Genomic DNA, 19,703 nt, shown 5'->3' on the forward strand with positions numbered 1-19,703 from the left:
TGAATTTCAACAGTCAGTGAAATGCTACTGTCGTTATATGCCTTCACCAGCTAAAACGACGAAGCGTCGGGGAAGACGCCAGGGAGATCCGGTGTCGCGCGAGGCTGTGCTGGCGGCGGCGAAGGTGCGGTTCGCCGCAGAGGGATACGAGAAGACGACGCTGCGGTCGATCGCCGACGACGCCCACGTCGATCCGTCGATGGTGCTGTACCTGTTCGGCTCGAAGGCCGATTTGTTCCGCGAGGCGCTCCGGCTCATCATCGATCCGGCTGTGCTTGTCGCCGCGCTGACCGGCGGTCCCGACGAGGATCCTGATATCGGCACCCGCATGGTGCGGACGTACCTGCGGATCTGGGAGGCTCCCGACACCGGTCCCAGCATGGTCGCGATGTTGCAGTCGGCCACGTCCAACTCCGATGCCCATGACGCATTCCGCGCCTTCATGCAGAACTATGTGCTGACAGCGGTGTCTGGCGTGCTCGGTGGCGGGGAACAGGCCAGGCTGCGCTCGATGCTCGCAGCGAGTCAACTCGTCGGGGCGGCGGTGCTGCGTTACGTCATGAGGGTGGCGCCATTGGCGACCTTGCCCGACGACGATGTGGTCCGGCTGATCGCGCCGACGGTTACCCGCTACTTGACCGCCGACGCCGACGAGTTGGGATTGCCCGCGCTATAAGAGGCCCAGGCCGTGAATTCCCTTGTACAGCACCAGCAGACCGATCACGACCAGGATCGCCGCGATGAGCACGGCGTGCTGGCGGTCCATCCAGTCCCTGACCCGTACCAGAAGCGGATCGAGGCGGTCGCCCGATACGGCGTAGGCGAGGATCGGCAGCGCAACTGTTGAAGCCGCGACCATGACGTACCAAAGCACGGCGAGATAGAGCCGGGTGCCATCCAGCCTCGTCGTACCGATCGCCAAACCCGCTGCGGCACAGATGAACAGCACCTTCGGATTGATGACCGTGAGCGCGAGTCCTGTCACCCCCGCACGTGCCGGTGTCAGCTTGGACATGCTCCGCATCCACTTGGGGCTGTGTTCGGACTTGTTGCGGTTGAGCCACTTGTAGACACCCCACACGATTAGGGCCGCCCCCACCGTGATGCGCAGCCAGGATGCCCAGCTCGGAGGCTTACCGTGGTGGCCGCCGGCGAGCCCCGACACTTGCAGGAAGATGGTCGTCAGCGCGGCAAGTCCGATTAGCCAACCCGCGAGGAATGCCAATCCCGCCGGTCGTGGACGGGGCGTCTGTAGCACGAGTACCGCGGGGATGATCGATACCGGTGAGAGTGCGACGACGAGCGCCAGCGGTATGAGCTCGACGAGCACTGATCCCCAATCGCCCGCCAATGCTCGTCCTTTCGTCGCATCATTCGACAAGCAACCTAGCAATCATTGATGAAGGGGACTGTTCTTATGAAGCGATGGCTGACGCTTTTGATCGCTTTTTCGGCCCTCGCTCTGTATGCACCCGCGTCGGCCAGTGCCGCCAACACCTGCTTCGACGCGGCGACGGGGGCTCCGCTGCCGCTCGAGATGGGGCCGTGCGCCGATGTGCTCCGCCAGGAGGTGCGTTGGCTGACGGCAATCACCGCCGGCGACGTCGCAACCATCGAGGCGATCCTGAGCCCGACCTTCAAACACGTCAACTCCGAAGGCCGGCTGATCACTCGGGCCGAGGAGATCGCCGGCACGACGCCGCTGCCGTTCACGATGAACCCGTCCGATCAGATCGTCGACATCTCGGGCAACACCGCGGTGATCCACGGGGTCAACACGTTGCTCCAGGACGGCCAGGTGATGGCTGTCGAGCGATTCACCGATGTCTTCGAGTTGCAGAACGGCCAGTGGATGGCGCTGTCCGCACAGGAGACCGCCACCTGAGGTGCCGGGTCGGGCACATTCCAGCAAATTTGCCGTTAGCATCTGCGCATGCCGCGGCGCCCCCGTTTTCGCGTACTCGTTGGCCTATTTTTGGTCGTCACGTTGATCGCCGCGATGACGGCGGCGTGCTCGCGTGAGAAGGAGGCGCCCGCGCCGCAGGCCGGAGTGAACGCGGGGCTCGACGGCAAGCCCGCCCCGTTCAAGGAACCCGTGCGGCTCTCCAGCAAGGACGGCGTACTCGAGGTTCGGCTGTCGGCGCATCAGGGCACCGTCAACCTCGACACGGTCTCCGAGCCGGTGACCAATTTCCTGATCTTCTCCTACGACCTCATCAAAGGAACGGCGTCGGACGGATCGACGAAGGGTGACAACCTCTATCCCGCGCCGACATTGCGGGTCGACCCCGGCGAGAAGCTGATCGTCCACTACGACAACGACCTTGAGAATCTGACAATCGAGGATTTCTACGACCCCGCCATGACTCCCAAGGGCGGCGAGGTGCCGCTCTATCCGCCACCTCTCAAAGAGTCCCCGCTGAACCTGCACACCCACGGTCTGCACATCAGCCCGTCGGGCAACGCCGACAACGTGCTGTTGTCGATTCCGGCCGGGATGGGCAACACCTTCACCTACGACGTGCCCACGAACATGCCCAATGGGCTGTACTGGTACCACAGCCACCGGCACACAATGACGGCGCAGCAGACGTACGCCGGATTGGCCGGTCTGTTGGAAATCGGCCGTCCCGACGGCAATCTGCCACTGGTCACACAGAACGATATTCCCATCCGCACCATGGCGATTCAGTACAACTACGTGTTCGACCGCATCGGCAAGGGGCACCAGCTCAACAACTACAGCTGGCCACAGTGGGCGAGTACCCTCCAACCGCCCGAAGGCGACGAACTCGCCGACGGTACGTACCAGCCCAGCCTGGCACCGGTGAACATCGCCGAAACCACCATGGGCGCCCAGTATCTGACACCGTGGTGGTCCGGACCGCTGTCGCCGAAGAACAATCGGGGCCAGACCCAGTTCATCCCCTCGAACCTGATGAAGTTCGACAGCCCGACGACCAAGGTCGCCGAGAACCCTGACCTGCCGGAGAATCAGCGCGATGTGCAGTTCACCATCAACGGCCAGTTCCAGCCTGAGCTGAAGATCAAGCCCGGCCAGACGGAGATCTGGACGGTCGCCAACATCAGCGACATCGCTTACATGACACTGCGATTGACCGAGACGGCGACCGGTAACCATCCAAAGTTCGCGATCGTCGGACAGGATGGCAATCCTTACACCCAGGTCGGCAGGCCGGTCTACGGTGACGGAACCACGCTGAGCGTGCCCCCCGGGTCGCGTTACGCGATCGCGGTCACGATGCCGAAGGAAGGCGACCTGGTTCTGGAGTTCCCGCCGGACCCCAATGCCAAGCCACTCGTGAATCCCGGTGTGCTGTATACCAACAACGGCACCGAGAACCCGCCAGCCGTGCTGGGCACCCTCACCGTCGACCCTAAGTACATGGCCTTCGCCGACGGCTTCTTCGTATTCCCGACCCAAACGCTGATTCGCGCCACACAGGACACCAGTGGTGAAGGGAAGACGACGGCCTTCGAGCCGGGCCAGAACCTCGACGCGTACACCTCGTTCGTGGACACGTCTGTCATGACCCCTGCCGTCACCCGCGAGATGACGATCACCGATACCATCGGTGGCAACATCGCGAGCAACAACGACCCGAAGGCCGTCATCTACCAGTTCAAACCCGCCGGATTTCCGAACGTCTCGCTGATTCAGCCACGCCTCAACTCGGTTGAGGAATGGAAGATCATCAACATGAACAACGATGCGCATCCAATGCACATCCACGTCAACGACTTTCAGGTGATGTCGATTGACGATCCGAACCGGGGCAAGACAGGCGTGCAGCCGTGGGGCCTCGACAACGTCAACGTCCCCGCACCGATTTTCAACGATCAGCACGTCGTGAGCACGCCGGCGACGTTGACCCTACGCCAGGAGTTCCTGGAGTTCGCCGGAACCTATGTGATCCACTGCCATCGACTCAACCACGAGGACAACGGTCTGATGGCCACCATCAACGTCATTCCCGAGGTGTCGACGTACGCCGTGGCGATACCCGGATCGGGCGGTAGGCCGGCTTCGGTTCAGATCCGGGATGGCAACGGCGACAAGGTATTACAGACCGTAGTCCCATTCCCGGACTTCGAGGGCACGCCGTCGGTGGCGATGGCCGACGTGAACGGCGACATGATTCTCGATCTGGTCGCGGGCACCGGTAAGGACGCATCACCTGAGGTGGTCGTGTACGACGGCAACGACACCAACCTCGGGCTGTTTAAGACCGAGATCACGCGATTCGCCCCGTTCGAGTCCGAGTTCAAGGGCGGTGTTACGGTCGCGGGAGCCGACATCGACGGAAATTCGCTGGCCGACAACATCATTGTCGGCACGGGGCCGGGAACGGAATCGCAGGTTAAGGTGTATACCTCGAAACTTCCGTCCGAGGCGGGCAAGGAGCCCGACGTGTTTTCCGCGTTCACGCCCTATCCCGGATCGCAGGCCGGGGTCACGCTGGCCACCGGAATGGTCGAATTCGGTTCGGGTCGCGAGACGATCGTGACCGCGCCGGGTCCCGGGGAGGCACCCCTGATCAAGTCATTCCGGTGGGACCTTTATACGCCGACCGCACGGTCTCAGGCCGACGGCACCGCCACCGAGCACGCCGCCAAACCCAATGAGCCGAAGATGACGTCGAACTTCCTTGCCTACGACGAGAACTACAAGGACGGGGTCGCGTTGTCCACGGGTTGGGTCGCGGGCGGCGAAGGCGGTGCCATGAGCATCATCACCAGCCAGCTCGCTGGGCCAGGCACGGTGCGGGTGTGGTCGACGGGGTCGAAGCTCGACGGACAGCCGAGCATGTACCTGGAGAGCCCGAACCATCACGAGGAGAACATCGAGTATGCTGAGATCGCTTCTTTCGCACCGTTTCCCGGCGGCGCTACGGTTGCGACGAGCAGCACGGTCTACGGAGCAGATCTGATCGTGGCAGGGACGGCTCCCGGCGGTCAGGAGGTCCGCAAATACGGCTTCGAGCGTTCGGTGCCGGACGCGACGACCGTGGTACCGAAGTTGCTCACCACGCTGCCGAAGGTGTCGACCGGAACGGCTCCACTCGCCGGACGCTAGTGCAGATGTAGAACCACTCGCGTCAGGATGTAGAAGACCGTGCTCAAGATCGTCATAACGGCGAAGACAAGTGCGAATCCACGCCAGTTGGAAATGGTGACGGAAACATCGGGCGGCGGCCGCAGCCAGTTCTTGAGCAGCGGATTGACAAAATGCGGCATCACGAAGTAACTGAGTGCCAAGCTGGACAACAGGTTTCCGATCAACAGGTTGATCCACATCGGCAACCTCAACGGCCACAGCGCCAGGGTGATCAACACCACAGCGGGGTAGACACCGACCCACACGGCGACAGACGACTTGAAGTTCGACGGAGGAGGCGCTTCGGCACCCTTGTCGTCGAAGGCGAACCAGTTGCCGAATGAGTTGTCGACCGTCCGGGATTGGTAGTCTTTGAACTTCTCACCCTCGGCGAGAAGTTCCTTACGCTCGTTCGAAATCAGCCAGCGATCGAGATCGTCGGCGGTGCTGTAGCGATACAGCGCCGTCCACTCCTCCTGGGCGCCTTCCACCGGACGGAACAGCTCTGTACCACGAAAGCCCGGAAATGCGTTTTCCGCCAACCGAAGTCGCTCTTGCCAGGCCAAGAACTCGTCGACGTCGGCCGGATCGACCCGATGGGTCACCACGACGGTCACCAGTGGGTCCGTCCGCCGGCCACCGCCGCCGACGATCTGTTGGGTTCCCGGTCCTTCGAAATACTGTTCCGCATCGAGCAGCAGCTCCTGGCGGGTGGCGCTGTTGAGCCACGCCTGAACATGGGCGATCGAGTCGAACCGGTACACGTTGACCCAGTCGCTCTGGACCGCGGTGGGCCGATTGATCTCTGCCCCGATGAAGCCCGGATACTTGGCGGCCTCACGGTTCATGTTCAACTGCCATGCCTCGAAAGCCTGTTCTCGTCCAGGCCGTACGCGCTGACCGATGATGACCGTGGCCGAGGTGTCAGCGGTCCCGGTCATGGTCGTGTCCCTTCGATCAGGCGACGATAAATGCGATCCGGGGTGAACGGCAGCTCGCGGTACCGGACGCCGGTGGCGTCGTGGAGCGCGTTGGCCAATGCCGGTGCCACCGGGTTGACGTTCGACTCGGCAATGCCCTTCGCCCTCATCGGTCCGACCGAATCATGGGTTTCGACGAGCAGCACATCGGTGCGCGGAATGTCGGCGTAGGTAGGGATGCGGTAGTTGCGCAGGTTCGGATTGACCATCACCCCGTTCTCGTCGACACGGAAGTTCTCGGTGAGTGCGAAGCCGATCGCCTGCGCCACGCCGCCCTCGATCTGTCCGCGGACCTGCTGCGGATTTATCACGACTCCCGGATCGGTGGCGTGCACGCTGTACAGAATGCGGATCTCGCCGGTGACGCGATGGACGGCGATACGGAAGCCGTGCGCGTTGGATGTCACGCTGCGCGGCGAGCCATAGGCCTTGCGAGCCACGGTGAACCGCCTCCCGCGTGCCCGGGCAGCATCCAACACGTCGGTCAGCGTCAGCCTGGTATCGCCACACGACACCCCGTCGTCGTCCATCGAACAGGACCCGACATCGACGCCGACATGACGAGCGGCGAACTGCAGGATGCTGTCACGCAGCGCGGTCGCCGCCTTCTGCACGGCGTTGCCCGAGACGAACAGGCCCGCGCTCGCGAACGCGCCGGTGTCGAAACCCGTCCTGTCGGTGTCGGATTGCACGAGGTGGATCCGAGATGTGGTGGTGCCGAGCACGCTCGCTGCGATCTGCACATGCGCCGTGGAGGTACCCTCGCCGAATTCGACCGTTCCCACCGCGATCTCGTAGCTTCCATCGTCGCGCAGGGTGGCCCAGGCCTCGGACACATGGTCGGTTGGCGGGGCGGTTTCGTGGATGGAACTTGCTGTCCCATTACCGAGCAGCCAATCCGGCCCTAGGTCCTGCGATTCGGGTCTGCGACGCAGTGCCTCGTCGACCAGGTCGATACAGGCGGTCAGGCCGTCCTCGGTGAACGTCACATCTTCGGGATGTTCACCGATCGCCACCAAAGCATCACCCGGCTGGATGACGTTGCGGCGACGCAGTTCCAGCGGATCGATGTGCAGTGCGATCGCCAACTCGGTCATCGCGGACTCCACCGCGAACGAGGGCTGGGTCATGCCGTATCCGCGTAGCGCACCGCTGGGCACGGTGTTCGTGTACGCCGAGTAGCCGTCGAATTTCTTATTGGGACAGCGGTATTGCATGAGGGCGGCGCCGCCGGCAAACAGCGTCTCGCCGCCGTGGTTGCCGTAGGCCCCGGTGTTGGAGACGTTGCGGAACTGGACGGCCGTCAGCGTGCCGTCGTCCTTCGCGCCGAGCTTCACGGTGACTTTCATCGGGTGACGCGGTGAGGCCGTCGTGAATGCCTCCTCTCGGGTGTATTCCCAGCAGACGGGCCTGCCGAGATCCAGCGCCGCCAGCGACACAAGGTCTTCGGAAATGACTTCCTGCTTGCCGCCGAACCCGCCGCCGACCCTCTTACAGAACACCCTCAGCTCGTCGGGCCGAAGGTTGAACAGGTGGGAGAGCTTGAGTTTCGCGACCGACGGCGACTGCGAACTGGTGCGCACGTGCAACCGGCCGTCGTCCATCCAGGCGATCGAACCGTGCGTCTCGAGGTGGGCATGCTGGACGCGGGGTGAGAAGTACGTGCCCTCGTGGATTACGTCGGCCGCGGCGAATCCGGCCGCGACGTCGCCTACCTCGCCGTGCAGCTCCAGCAAGATGTTGCGCGCCTTGTCGTGCGCGAACGGGTCGTCGTAGCAGTGTAATTGGGGTGCGCCGTCGGCCATCGCCTCCTCGGGGTCGAAGACCGCGGGCAGGATCTCGTATTCCACCGCGACCCTGCGGCAACCCTCCTCGGCGGCACCGACGGAGTCGGCGACCACCGCCACCACCCGCTGACCCACGAACCGCATGACGTTGTCGAGCATGTAGGTGTCGTCGGGATCTACCAGATGATCGGTGTGGATGGCTGTGCTGAAACGCTTGCGGGGGACGTCCTTCCACGTGTACACCCGCTGCACGCCGGGGACCTCGAGTGCCGCCGACGTGTCGATGGAGACGATGCGCGCGTGGGCGTGCGGGGAGTGCAGCACCTTGAGGTGCAGCATCCCCGGCATGTCGGTATCCATGGTGAACTCGACCGTCCCGTTGACCACGCCGGTGGCACCCGGCGCCACGACGTTGGCGCCGATCGCCTGACCGGGTGCCGCGTCCTCGACTCCCTTTACACCGCTGATCGCGTCCTCGATGGCTCGGTATCCGGTGCAGCGGCAGAGGTTTCCCTTCAGAGCCCGCGGCAGGTCCCGCTTCTGCTCGTCGGTGAAGGTCGCCGACGTCATGATCATTCCCGCGGTGCAGAAACCACACTGGAAGCTAGGGCCGTCGAGGAACTGCTGCTGCATCGGATGCAGCTTCTCTGGTGTGCCGAGCCCTTCGATGGTCGTGACCTCGCGACCCTCGGCGCGAAAAGCGGGGGTGATGCAGCTGTGCACGGGATCTCCGTCGAGCCACACCGTACAGGCGCCGCAATCGCCTGCGTCGCAACCTTTCTTGACGCCGTGACACCCCAGCGAGCGCACGAAGGTGCGCAGACACTGGCCCGGCCGTGGCTGTTCGTCGAAGGTCTTGCCGTTGACGGTGTAGGTCACGACGCCACCTGCGCGGTGAGCTCGGCGCGGATCTCCTCGGCGTAGTGCGTGGCGAGGTGGCGCCGGTGGTCCGGACTGCCGTTGGGGTCGTCGAACCAGAGCTCGCCGGGCAGTTCGTCGATACGCTGCGCCAGCGCGTTCGCGTCCGGCATCGAATCGAAGCTCATGCGAACCGGTCGGGTGGTGCCCGCGGTGATCGTCAGCAGGAGATCGTCGGTCTCCTGCGTCGCGATCATGAAGATCGTCGAACGGCCGAGCTTGGTGAGGGTGAACCGTCGGTGGGTATGCCTTTTTCGCAGTGCGCTCGCCGGGATGTCGACCTTCCGCAGCACCTCGCCGGGCGCCAGAACGTTGGCGTTGTTCCCGGTGACGAAGTCGCTCGCGTCGATGATGCGCTCGGAGCCGTCGGGAGCGCGCAGGGTGTAGGCGGCCTCCAGCGCGACCGTCATCGTGATCATCGGGCCCGCGGGCAGCGACATACAGATGTTGCCGCCGACCGTCGCGGCGTTCCACACCTTGAAGGAGGCCAGGAACGCCTCACAGCTGATCGTGAACAGCGACGCGGCGGGCCAGTGGTCGGGCGCCTGCAGTGCGTAGAGGTCGCGAATCGGGCACGTGGCGCCGATCTCGAGCCCGGAGTCGTCGACCGTGAGGGTGTCCCAACCCAGTGGCGCCAGGTCGATCAGTCGCCGCAGATCCGGTTGCTGATCGGAGAAAAGCCACGTGCCGCCCGCGAGGAAGGCGTCGCCGGCGCGCCACTGTGCACCCGGCGGATCGAGCGGCTGGCGCACCACATCGGTGACGGTGTTGAGGTCCAAACGCTTCCCCCATGCGGCTTTGCCAGAGTTGGATTCCGCCATCGTAGAGGGACGTGAGGGTTAGTTGCTGGACCAGTGGAAGAGGGTCTGGCGAATATTGCCGAAAAAAAGTTAAAGTTGAGCGGAACAGACTCAACCTTGACGACGTTGAACAACACGACAAGCATTTCAAGGGCCCTTGTGCGGCCCTTTTACACGGAAAGGGAGGTGTCGTGGACTCGTTCAATCCGACGACCAAGACCCAGGCGGCCCTGACTTCGGCGCTGCAAGCGGCTACTGCCGCCGGCAACCCGCAGATCACGCCCGCCCATTTGTTGATGGCTCTGCTCACCCAGAACGATGGCATTGCCGCACCTCTACTGGAGGCCGTCGGCGTCGAACCTGCGACAATCCGCGCTGAGACGCAACGACTTCTCGACCGGCTGCCCAGCGCATCCGGGTCGAGCTCGCAGCCACAGTTGAACTCGGCTGCGATCTCTGCGATCTCGGTGGCCACCAACCTGGCCACCGAGATGGACGACGAATACGTCTCCACCGAGCACCTGCTCGTCGGCCTGGCGACCGGTGACTCGGACGTCGCCAAGGTGCTCACGAACCACGGTGCCTCACCGCAGGCGCTGCGCGACGCGTTCGGCAACGTGCGCGGCAGCGCACGCGTCACCAGCCCCGAGCCCGAAGGCACGTACCAGGCGCTGGAAAAGTACTCCACCGACCTGACCGCGCGCGCCAAAGAGGGCAAGCTGGATCCGGTTATCGGGCGCGACAACGAGATTCGCCGCGTGGTTCAGGTGCTCTCGCGTCGCACGAAGAACAACCCGGTGCTGATCGGTGAGCCGGGCGTCGGAAAGACCGCGATCGTCGAGGGCCTGGCCCAGCGCATCGTGGCCGGCGACGTTCCGGAAAGTCTGCGCGACAAGACCGTGGTTTCACTGGATCTCGGCTCGATGGTCGCCGGTGCGAAGTATCGCGGTGAGTTCGAGGAGCGGCTCAAGGCCGTGCTCGACGACATCAAGAACTCGGCAGGCCAGATCATCACCTTCATTGACGAGCTGCACACCATCGTCGGCGCCGGCGCGACCGGCGAATCGGCGATGGACGCGGGCAACATGATCAAGCCCATGCTGGCGCGCGGCGAACTGCGGCTGGTCGGCGCCACCACGCTCGATGAGTACCGCAAGTACATCGAGAAGGACGCGGCGCTCGAACGCCGTTTCCAGCAGGTGCTCGTCGGCGAGCCGTCCGTCGAAGACACCGTCGGCATCCTGCGCGGTCTCAAGGACCGCTACGAGGTGCACCACGGCGTGCGCATCACCGACTCCGCACTGGTGTCGGCGGCAACGCTGTCCGACCGCTACATCACCAGCCGCTTCCTGCCGGACAAGGCCATCGACCTCGTCGATGAGGCCGCGTCCCGGCTGCGGATGGAGATCGACTCACGGCCGGTCGAGATCGACGAGGTCGAGCGCCTGGTGCGCCGGCTGGAGATCGAGGAGATGGCGCTGGCCAAGGAGGAGGACGACGCCAGCAAGGACCGGTTGGTGAAGCTGCGTGCCGAACTCGCTGACTACAAGGAGAAGCTCGCGGAACTGACCACGCGCTGGCAGAACGAGAAGAACGCCATCGACGTGGTGCGCGAGCTCAAGGAGCAGCTCGACACCCTGCGTGGTGAGGCCGACCGGGCCGAGCGCGACGGCGACCTGGCCAAGGCTTCCGAGCTTCGGTACGGGCGTATCCCCGAACTCGAGAAGAAGCTCGACGCGGCGGTGCCTCAGGCCGAGGCGCGTGAGAACGTCATGCTCAAGGAAGAGGTCGGACCCGACGACATCGCCGACGTGGTGTCGGCGTGGACCGGGATCCCCGCGGGCCGGATGCTCGAGGGCGAAACGGCCAAGCTGCTGCGCATGGAAGATGAGCTCGGCAAGCGCGTCGTCGGCCAGAAGAAGGCCGTGCAGGCGGTTTCCGATGCGGTTCGCAGAAGCCGTGCCGGCGTCGCCGACCCGAATCGTCCGACGGGCTCGTTCATGTTCCTCGGCCCGACCGGTGTCGGTAAGACGGAGCTTGCAAAAGCGTTGGCGGAGTTCCTCTTCGACGATGAACGCGCCATGGTCCGCATCGACATGAGCGAGTACGGCGAGAAGCACTCGGTGGCCCGCCTCGTCGGTGCGCCTCCCGGCTACATCGGTTACGACCAGGGCGGCCAGCTGACCGAGGCGGTGCGGCGGCGTCCGTACACGGTGATCCTCTTCGATGAGATCGAAAAGGCCCACCCGGACGTGTTCGACGTGCTGCTTGCGGTGCTGGACGAGGGCAGGCTGACCGACGGCCAGGGCCGCACGGTCGACTTCCGCAACACGATCCTGATCCTGACGTCGAACCTCGGCGCCGGTGGCACCGAGGAGCAGGTGATGGCCGCGGTGCGGGCGGCGTTCAAGCCCGAGTTCATCAACCGGCTCGACGACGTCATCGTCTTCGATCCGCTGGATGAAAGCGAGCTCGTCGAGATCGTCGACATCCAGCTGCAGCAGCTGGCCAAGCGACTGCAGCAGCGCAGGCTCACCCTCGAGGTGTCGCTGCCTGCCAAGCAGTGGCTCGCCGAGCGCGGGTTCGACCCGCTCTACGGTGCGCGTCCGCTGCGCAGGCTGATCCAGCAGGCCATCGGCGACCAGCTCGCCAAGATGCTGCTTGCCGGTGAGGTGCACGACGGCGACGTCGTGCCAGTGAACGTCAGCGCCGACGGCGATTCGCTGATCCTGGGCTGAGTTTCACGCGGCGACCCCGCGTCCTCAAAAGAAGTTTGGGGGCGCGGGGTAAAACGCCAAAATTGAAGAGCCGAAAGCCGCAACCTCTATAGCCCTTCGGAGTTTCCGCCGTGAAGCGGGATCCGCGCCTGCGGAGAACTGTAACTCACCGAAGGTTGCGCAATTGCACCAGCGACACCAGTCCCATGTCCCGGTACAGCGTCGCGGGGGATAGCTGCCGGAAGCCGCGAACCCCCGGCTTCCTGGTGGCGACCTGCACGATCTTGCGCGCAATCCGGAAGTCGAGATCCTTGAGCGATCCACGGTCGGTAGTGGTGTCCAGGATCGATGACAGGCCCACCACGGCGAACGGGCTCGCGGCGTCGAGCATGACGTTGGTCGCCGCGACGAGGTGGCGCGCCCGCTCGTCGACGGTCGACTGTGCCAGCGCCGGCAGGGCAGCGTCCAGGCGCCGGGCAACACGGGCGATGAAGCGGCTCAACCGATGCGGGCCCAGGCTGAGGGTGCCCCGGTGGCTGACGGTCAGCCCAAGGCAGTCGATACGGTCGCGTCCCAGGTAAGCCGGATCGTCGACCGATGGTCGACCGTTTCCGCTCAGCGCGGTGCGAATCTCCTTCGACAGCTTGCGTTTGACACCCAATTCACTTGTCAGCGAGTCGATCCGGGCATCCGCCTCGTGGATGGCGGCCAGATCTGTATGGGCGACGATGAAGTCGTCGTTGTACCGCGCGTAGAAGATTCCCTTGATCGACGTGATCGCCTCGTCCATCGGCGCGACCGCCAGGTTGCCGAGCAGCGGCACCATGGGGGTCCCCATCGCCACCCCCTTGAGCCGCGTGAACTCGGTCCCGTCGCTCTCGCGCACCACCGGGCGGATGAGATTGGTGATCAGGTCCCAGGTGGACGAACTGATTTCCCCGTTCGGGCTGCCGAGTTCGGCGACCGAGCGCACGATCGGCCAGAGTGCGGCGCCTGGGCCGACCGGAAGATTGTCCCCGTACTTCTCGAAGTCCGACTGCAGCACATACAGTGGCGGTCGGCTGGCCGTATCGCGATGGGCGCGAATGTAGTTGGCGAACGTCTGCATCGCGCTGACGTTCGTCACACCCGACAGATACGAGTAGACGCCGGGCATGCCCTGGCAACGAGCGTTGTGCGTCAGCAGCTTGAACAGCGCGGCACCCACGACATGGTCGGCGTACTCCGCCAGGTGCGCTTCGCGACGCTTTCCGCCGGTCTCCAGAATCCACAGATCGACTGGCTGCGGCCGGAATTCAGCCGCGGCGACACTGCGGGCTATCGCCTTGGACAAGCTTTGGCGTTCGGCGGCGGTGCTGAAGTATGTGACCCCGCCCTGCGCCTCACTGAATCCTGCACCGCGTTCGCTTCGCTTGGCGAAGATCCGCAGGATAGTGTCTTCGTAGGTCTTGGGATCGGCGAGGCATGCCTCGATGTCGACCGGTTCATTGGCTGTGATCATGAGCCTGCCACTCGTTGACGGCGCGTCGCCAGCGTCGCAGATCGTCGCCGTCGAACTCAGGCGGCAGGATGAAAATCAGGCGCAACTTCCCCTCGTGGAAGATCGCCGACATCGATCGCCCGGAAACCGGCATCACGGCGGCACCCTCGTCGAGGCTCTTCATCGCCATGGGCAAGATGCCGACCAGGAGGCTGGACTCCAGATCGCCCAATACCTTTCGGCCTTCACGACTCGCCAGATCGACGGCCGTGCCGACGGGGAAGATCGTGCGGAACTCGGCTTCGAGCGCCACCAGCCCGTCCGACCCACCCACGGGTTCGATCCATTCGTCCGCCGGGATGAGTGCGGCGCGGTTCGCCGCTCCACCGGTCGCCGCCTGTAACGCCAGATGTGGCTGACGGGCAGCGTTATCGGCGGTAACTCGTTCGTAGAAAACGAGATTCGACGACGACCGATACGCCAGATGTCCGCTACCGTCGAAAGTCTCACGCATCAGCGCGACCGCGTTCGACTTCTGTCGCGCATCGATCCACTCCGGTATGGAAATCTTGCCAACACGCACCGGACCCGATTCCGCGGTCAGCTCGTGGATCCAGTCCCTCAGCGACAGCATCGTCGGCGTCGCCGTCGAACGATCCTGCCAGTGCTGCACATTGATGTGAATGATGAGTAGCAGGATCATCGCCGCGGTCAACTGAACGAGATCGGAGGCGGGGTTGATGTCGAACCACACGAGTGCGAACAGCCCTGCCGAGAACACGATGGTGGCGTTCAGCGCGCGGAAGCGGCCTTCGGCGAACAGCCGGATCTGGTAGACGCCGATGAGGCTGCGAACCACGAACAGCGGCAGTAGCGCCAGCACGAAGCTGAACGGGATGTCGGGCAGCACCCACAGTCCCAAAGGTATTGCCAACGACCAGAAGAACAGGGTGATGACCGGGGTCGTCCACAACAGCCGGTAGAAGAACCACAGTTGGAACTGGCGGAACGCGGGCAGGCGTCGCAGCCGGACGAAATCGAAGTAGAAGACGGTGGTGGCCTCGTACGAACCACGCAGCAGCGGCAGCACCAGATAGAAGAACTGGAAGGGATCGACCCCGCGCCATTCCGAATAGCCGGCGGTCAGGTCGAAGGCCCTGTTGTTCAGCGAGTACATGCCCGCGATCAGGAGAACAGCGACCGCGTCCATGCGCAGACCAAGTCCCGACAGCGTCGCCTCGATGCCGAAGCGAGGTGGAATCGATGGCAGCATGCGCAGTAGTGAACGGCCGACGAACTGCGGCCAGAGCCCGGTGAGTTTGTACGCACGCATGGTGTAGCGCAACGAGATCCAGATGCTGAACGCGTTCGACAGGACGATGGCCGACACGATCGCGCCGGTCGGATAGATGAAGACGCCGACGGCGATCACCAGAATCGACACGGCGGTTGGAGCGAACATCGACCACAGGGGGCGGTACACGCGCCGGGTCGCGAACATGCCGGAATGCAGCACCCGCACCGGGATTCGCAACGCCAGTTCGATGACAACCAGGAACGCGTAAAGGGTTCCGATCCCGTCGTGGTTGGACGGCAGCAGGAGCAGAAGCGCGGCGCCGCCGCCGACGGTCACCACCGCGGCCACGATCGCCGACAGCGCGAGCCAACTACCGATCTCGCGACCGATCGCATCGCGCTGCCCGGCGGCGGCCAGTGCACGAAGGCGTTCACGCATCACCTCGAGCAGGCCCCACCAGGCGCCGCTGACGACGAGGCTGCCGACCCGCAGGATCATCACGGTGAACGCGGCGATGCCACCGAGGCTGGTGAGGATGATCAGAAATTCGGCGACGTGAATGACGTACCGCGTGCCGTCGAGCAAGAGCGCGTAGCGCATTCGATAGCCGAAGTACTCGAAGATCCTGCCGGTGAGCAGGCTCGCGTACAGAGAGACGGAACGATCTTCTTTACGGGCTGCCTTCTCGAACCACCGGTCTACGTCGTTCAAACTCTGGCGGCCTTTCGTTAGGGTGCACCATGCGGCGAGGCGATCTAACCGTACTGGCGATATCTGCTGTGCTGGCGGCAATCGTCGTGGTGGCGGTCACCTTCAGCGTCCGCGTTCTGGATCGCACCCCCGTCACCGTTGAATTCGAACCCGTCGACAGCCCGTCCACATGGCTTGTCCTGACGTGGGGCCCGAGTCTGTGCATCGCCGCGTCGTCCAGCCCGGGATGCGCGTCCGGTCACGTCGAGGACATGGGGCAGACCTGGGTGCTGCACGGGTTGTGGCCGCAGCCGGCCACCAATCAGTACTGCGGCGTGCCGAAGGGGCTCATGGATCGCGCGCGCGACATACGCAACGAACTGCCGTCGGTGGACATCGGTCGCGACACCAAGGACGCACTGCAGTCGATGATGTCGGACTCCTCAGTCCTTGCTCCGCACGAGTGGTATGCGCACGGCACGTGCTCCGGAGTGACGCCGGACGTGTACTTCGGCGACGCGGTCGCGCTCACCGAACAGGCACGGGACGTTCTCGATCCGATCTTCGCCGCGAACGAGGGCGGCCGGATACAGCTGCGCGACGTTCAGACGGAGCTGAGCCGGGAATTCGGCGCCGGGGCGGGGGATCGCGTTCGGCTCAGCTGCCGCAACGTGACCGGCCTCGGCAGCGTCGCCTACGAGTTGCACCTGTCGCTGCCCCCGGTGACCGAGTTCAGGACATCGGATGGCATCCGGCCGCTGAAGGACCTGATCGGCAAGGCCCCGCCCCTCGGGCCGGGATGCCAGCATGCGAGCCTCCCATGATGCGCATCTCGCCGCTTCCCGGTAACCCCAGCCTGCTGCTCGGCGCCTACGACCTGGCCACGCTGGGTTACGACGCCGAGGAGTTCGTCGTCTCGGGCACCGCGCGGTCGTACGCCGGCGACGAGACGGCGGACTACACGACCCGCATCGTGGTGTGCCGCCCGAGAGGCGAGTCCAACGGCACCGCCGTCGTCGAATGGCTCAACGTCAGCGGCGGCATCGATGCGCCCGCGGTCTGGCTCATGGCGCATCGCGAGATCGCCCGCGCCGGCTACGCCTATGTCGCAGTGTCCGCGCAGTATGTCGGCATCGAGGGTGGCGACAATCTGATGGGCATCGACATGTCGCTGAAAGCCCAAGATTCCAAACGCTATTCGCAGCTCAACCATCCGGGCGACCAGTTCGCGTATGACATCTATTCCCAGGTCGGCCGACTGGTCCGCGAGGGTGGGGTTCCGGGACTACACCCGAAAGCGGTTCTCGCGGTGGGGGAGTCGCAGTCGGCGATGTTCCTGACCACCTATGTGAACGAGGTGGACCCTGACGCGGCGGTCTACGACGGCTTCCTCGTGCATTCGCGGTTCGGTCCAGCCGCCCCGCTCGGCGGCGGAAGTGCGCTGGAAGAATCGCGTCCGGCGCCTTTCCGCGACGACGTGCGCGTCCCGGTGCTCTCGGTCATCACCGAAACCGATCTGGTCGACGGGCATTTGCTCGGCTACCACCACGCCCGCAGGCCCGACAACGATCGGCTGCGGGTGTGGGAGATCCCTGGCACCGCGCACGCAGACAACTACACGATTCGCGTCGGCTTCATCGACAACGGCTCGGTGTCGGTGGATGGCCTGGTCGCGGCCTACGCACCCACGAACGAACTGATGGGGACGAGCCTTTCCTACTGCATCAACTTCGCGCCTCAGCATCACTACGTGCTGCAGGCCGCGATCGCGGCGCTGAACAACTGGGTTCGTACCGGCGCGCCTGCTCCCACCGCGCCGCCCATCGCCCTGACCGAGGGTGACATCCCGGCGCTGGTGCTCGACGACCACCAACTCGCCGTCGGGGGTGTCCGCACGCCATGGGTCGACGTCCCGGTTGCGCGCACATCGGGGCTGGCGCCCGACGAGAGCCCGATGTCCTTCCTGTTCGGCACCGGGGAAGTATTCGACGGTGCGACGCTGCGCAGGCTCTACCCCGGCGGTGCCGCCGACTACCTGACGCGCTTCACCGACGCGCTGGACCGGGCGATCGACGCGGGCTTCATCGTGGCGGCTGACCGCGCCGAGATCCTCCAGCTCGCCGAGGCGAGCTTTCCGCAGCGCTCGTGAGGCCGTCACTTGCACTTTCCCTGCTGGAATGCCGTTTCGCGACGTGACGCGACATGTCAAGACGCTATGTGACGAGCCTGTGATCTGCTCGAGTTCGGAAATGGGGACTACCTGCAAGTAGGCTAGGGGTAATGGTCCCGCTTTGGTTCACGCTGTCCGCACTCTGTTTTGTGGGTGCGGCAGTGCTTCTGTACGTCGACATCGACCGTCGACGCGGACTGGGCCGTCGTCGTAAGTCGTGGGCGAAGTCGCACGGTTTCGACTACGAGCACGAGTCAAGCGACATCCTCAAGCGCTGGAAGCGCGGCGTGATGTCGACCGTCGGCGATATCAACGCCAAGAATGTCGTCCTCGGTCAGATCCGCGGCGAAGCCGTGTTCATCTTCGACCTCGAGGACGTCGCCACCGTCATCGCCCTGCACCGCAAGGTCGGTACCAACGTCGTCGTCGATCTGCGGCTCAAGGGAATCAAAGAGCCGCGGGAGAACGACATCTGGCTGCTCGGCGCGATCGGTCCTCGGATGGTGTATTCCACCAACCTCGACGCGGCACGGCGCGCCTGCGACCGCCGCATGGTGACATTCGCCCATACCGCGCCCGATTGCGCGGAGATCATGTGGAACGAGCAGCACTGGACGCTGGTCTCGATGCCGGTCACCAGCACGCGCGCACAGTGGGACGAGGGCCTGCGCACGGTGCGGCAGTTCAACGACCTGTTGCGGGTGCTGCCGCCGACGTCGCAGGCCACCGTGGGTCAGCCCGTCACACGCCGCAGCGGGTCGCCGAGCCGCCCGCTCAAGCCGGGCCCCCAACGTCCCGAGCGATCCGAGGTGCCCGCCGGCCGTGCCGAAGCCTCTGGACCTCGGTATGCCCAGGCGCCCGCTCGTCCCGAGCAGCGTCGCCCCGCGGCGCCGCCGCAGCCCCCGCAGCCGCGCAACGGACGGCAGTCCCCGCACTTTCAGCGGTAAGTAGTCTCTAGGGAATGTCACGCCCTGTAGCACTGATCACCGGACCGACGTCCGGGCTGGGCGCGGGATTCGCCCGCAGGTATGCCATGGACGGCTACGACCTCGTGCTCGTGGCGCGCGACGCCAAGCGGCTCGAGGCCTTGGGCGCCGAACTGCACGACGAGGCGGGCGCCAACGTCGAGATTCTCGTCGCCGATCTCGCGGTGGCCGCCGACCGCTCGAAGGTGGCCGATCGGCTTGCCGCCGGGGTGCGTGTTCTGGTCAACAACGCCGGCTTCGGAACCTCCGGTGAGTTCTGGACGGCGGACCTCGAAGTGCTGCAGTCCCAGCTGGACGTCAACGTCACGGCCGTCATGCATCTGACGCACGCGGCGATGCCGCCGATGCTGGCGGCCGGCGAAGGTACCGTGATCAACGTTGCCAGCGTCGCCGGGTTGCTGCCCGGCCGCGGCTCGACGTACTCGGCATCCAAAGCCTGGGTCGTCGCGTTCTCCGAGGGGCTTTCCAACGGTCTGGGTGGCACCGGGGTCGGCGTGCATGCGCTGTGCCCCGGCTTCGTGCACACCGAATTCCACGAAAGAGCGGGCATCGACATGGCGAACACGCCGTCGTTCCTGTGGCTGGAGGTGGACGACGTGGTTCGCGAAACGATGGCCGACGTCGCGCGGGGCAAGGTGGTGATCGTGCCCGGCCTGCAATACAAGGCATTGACCACCGGCGGGCGCATGGTGCCGCGAAACGTGGTGCGGGCGATGACGAAAGTCGTTGGCCGGGGCCGGGATCGAACTTAAGTCGCGC

The 19,703-nt window shown here is 64.6% G+C and carries 14 protein-coding genes; 8 read left to right on the plus strand and 6 right to left on the minus strand.

All coding sequences use genetic code 11. The annotated features are described in order from the left end of the window. The first annotated feature begins 37 nt into the window (after window positions 1-37). Window positions 38-676 (plus strand): TetR family transcriptional regulator, encoded by a 639-nt coding sequence (locus ACIA48_RS04395; RefSeq protein ID WP_396727963.1) that lies wholly within the window; start codon window positions 38-40, stop codon window positions 674-676. Here the strand turns inward: ACIA48_RS04395 and ACIA48_RS04400 are convergent. Beyond that, complete coding sequence (locus ACIA48_RS04400; protein WP_396727965.1) at window positions 671-1,351, minus strand: GAP family protein; 681 nt, start codon at window positions 1,349-1,351, stop codon at window positions 671-673. The genes ACIA48_RS04395 and ACIA48_RS04400 overlap by 6 nt on opposite strands. A 66-nt stretch (window positions 1,352-1,417) precedes the next feature. Between ACIA48_RS04400 and ACIA48_RS04405 the strand changes: the two genes are divergently transcribed. Both ACIA48_RS04405 and ACIA48_RS04410 read left to right on the plus strand, forming a co-directional pair. Then, the gene (locus ACIA48_RS04405) at window positions 1,418-1,885 is read left to right on the plus strand and encodes a nuclear transport factor 2 family protein (protein ID WP_396727967.1); all 468 of its coding nucleotides are present in this window, start codon (window positions 1,418-1,420) and stop codon (window positions 1,883-1,885) included. Between the two features lie 48 nt (window positions 1,886-1,933). Then, a complete protein-coding gene (locus tag ACIA48_RS04410) occupies window positions 1,934-5,098 on the plus strand; it encodes a multicopper oxidase family protein (RefSeq protein WP_396727969.1) in 3,165 nt (1,054 codons plus the stop codon). Here the strand turns inward: ACIA48_RS04410 and ACIA48_RS04415 are convergent. Genes ACIA48_RS04415 through ACIA48_RS04425 form a run of 3 tightly spaced genes read right to left on the minus strand, consistent with a single transcriptional unit; the run spans window position 5,095 to window position 9,583 of the window. Continuing rightward, window positions 5,095-6,060 carry an antibiotic biosynthesis monooxygenase gene (locus ACIA48_RS04415; RefSeq protein ID WP_396727971.1) on the minus strand — a complete coding sequence of 322 codons (966 nt, stop codon included), beginning with the start codon at window positions 6,058-6,060 and terminating at the stop codon, window positions 5,095-5,097. The genes ACIA48_RS04410 and ACIA48_RS04415 overlap by 4 nt on opposite strands. Further along, window positions 6,057-8,765 carry a molybdopterin-dependent oxidoreductase gene (locus tag ACIA48_RS04420; protein ID WP_396727973.1) on the minus strand — a complete coding sequence of 903 codons (2,709 nt, stop codon included), beginning with the start codon at window positions 8,763-8,765 and terminating at the stop codon, window positions 6,057-6,059. Before ACIA48_RS04420 ends, ACIA48_RS04415 begins: the two co-directional genes overlap by 4 nt. Continuing rightward, the gene (locus ACIA48_RS04425; protein WP_396728508.1) at window positions 8,762-9,583 is read right to left on the minus strand and encodes an FAD binding domain-containing protein; all 822 of its coding nucleotides are present in this window, start codon (window positions 9,581-9,583) and stop codon (window positions 8,762-8,764) included. The genes ACIA48_RS04420 and ACIA48_RS04425 overlap by 4 nt, the downstream gene beginning before the upstream one ends. Before the next feature lie 212 nt (window positions 9,584-9,795). On the opposite strand from ACIA48_RS04425, the gene clpB reads away from it, so the two are divergent. Beyond that, window positions 9,796-12,342, plus strand: coding sequence for an ATP-dependent chaperone ClpB (gene clpB / locus ACIA48_RS04430; protein WP_396727975.1), 2,547 nt, complete (start codon window positions 9,796-9,798; stop codon window positions 12,340-12,342). 145 nt (window positions 12,343-12,487) lie between these two features. Here the strand turns inward: clpB and ACIA48_RS04435 are convergent, their stop codons facing one another. Both ACIA48_RS04435 and ACIA48_RS04440 read right to left on the minus strand, forming a co-directional pair. Continuing rightward, window positions 12,488-13,822, minus strand: a complete 1,335-nt coding sequence (locus ACIA48_RS04435; RefSeq protein WP_396727977.1) for a hypothetical protein — start codon at window positions 13,820-13,822, stop codon at window positions 12,488-12,490. Next, window positions 13,806-15,809, minus strand: coding sequence for a hypothetical protein (locus tag ACIA48_RS04440; protein WP_396727979.1), 2,004 nt, complete (start codon window positions 15,807-15,809; stop codon window positions 13,806-13,808). Before ACIA48_RS04440 ends, ACIA48_RS04435 begins: the two co-directional genes overlap by 17 nt. A gap of 29 nt (window positions 15,810-15,838) precedes the next feature. On the opposite strand from ACIA48_RS04440, the gene ACIA48_RS04445 reads away from it, so the two are divergent. The 4 genes from ACIA48_RS04445 (at window position 15,839) to ACIA48_RS04460 (ending at window position 19,696) form a co-directional block, all read left to right on the plus strand. Next, the gene (locus ACIA48_RS04445; protein WP_396727981.1) at window positions 15,839-16,612 is read left to right on the plus strand and encodes a ribonuclease T(2); all 774 of its coding nucleotides are present in this window, start codon (window positions 15,839-15,841) and stop codon (window positions 16,610-16,612) included. Beyond that, window positions 16,609-17,937, plus strand: a complete 1,329-nt coding sequence (locus tag ACIA48_RS04450) for an alpha/beta hydrolase domain-containing protein (protein ID WP_396727983.1) — start codon at window positions 16,609-16,611, stop codon at window positions 17,935-17,937. Before ACIA48_RS04445 ends, ACIA48_RS04450 begins: the two co-directional genes overlap by 4 nt. Window positions 17,938-18,068: 131 nt before the next feature. Then, window positions 18,069-18,905 (plus strand): trehalose monomycolate transport factor TtfA, encoded by an 837-nt coding sequence (gene ttfA / locus ACIA48_RS04455; protein ID WP_396727985.1) that lies wholly within the window; start codon window positions 18,069-18,071, stop codon window positions 18,903-18,905. Window positions 18,906-18,919: 14 nt separating this feature from the next. Then, window positions 18,920-19,696, plus strand: a complete 777-nt coding sequence (locus ACIA48_RS04460) for an SDR family NAD(P)-dependent oxidoreductase (RefSeq protein ID WP_396727987.1) — start codon at window positions 18,920-18,922, stop codon at window positions 19,694-19,696. Window positions 19,697-19,703 lie beyond the last annotated feature (7 nt).

This window comes from Mycobacterium sp. NPDC051804 (genome assembly GCF_044452905.1).
GTDB lineage: Bacteria > Actinomycetota > Actinomycetes > Mycobacteriales > Mycobacteriaceae > Mycobacterium.

Bases quoted from the DNA above. Each gene is read 5' to 3' on its own strand.
- ACIA48_RS04410 (WP_396727969.1), top strand. From the start codon at position 1,934: ATGCCGCGGCGCCCCCGTTTTCGCGTACTCGTTGGCCTATTTTTGGTC.
- ACIA48_RS04415 (WP_396727971.1), bottom strand. From the start codon at position 6,060: ATGACCGGGACCGCTGACACCTCGGCCACGGTCATCATCGGTCAGCGC.
- ACIA48_RS04395 (WP_396727963.1), top strand. From the start codon at position 38: ATGCCTTCACCAGCTAAAACGACGAAGCGTCGGGGAAGACGCCAGGGA.
- ACIA48_RS04450 (WP_396727983.1), top strand. From the start codon at position 16,609: ATGATGCGCATCTCGCCGCTTCCCGGTAACCCCAGCCTGCTGCTCGGC.
- ACIA48_RS04445 (WP_396727981.1), top strand. From the start codon at position 15,839: ATGCGGCGAGGCGATCTAACCGTACTGGCGATATCTGCTGTGCTGGCG.
- ACIA48_RS04460 (WP_396727987.1), top strand. From the start codon at position 18,920: ATGTCACGCCCTGTAGCACTGATCACCGGACCGACGTCCGGGCTGGGC.
- ttfA (WP_396727985.1), top strand. From the start codon at position 18,069: ATGGTCCCGCTTTGGTTCACGCTGTCCGCACTCTGTTTTGTGGGTGCG.
- ACIA48_RS04405 (WP_396727967.1), top strand. From the start codon at position 1,418: ATGAAGCGATGGCTGACGCTTTTGATCGCTTTTTCGGCCCTCGCTCTG.
- ACIA48_RS04435 (WP_396727977.1), bottom strand. From the start codon at position 13,822: ATGATCACAGCCAATGAACCGGTCGACATCGAGGCATGCCTCGCCGAT.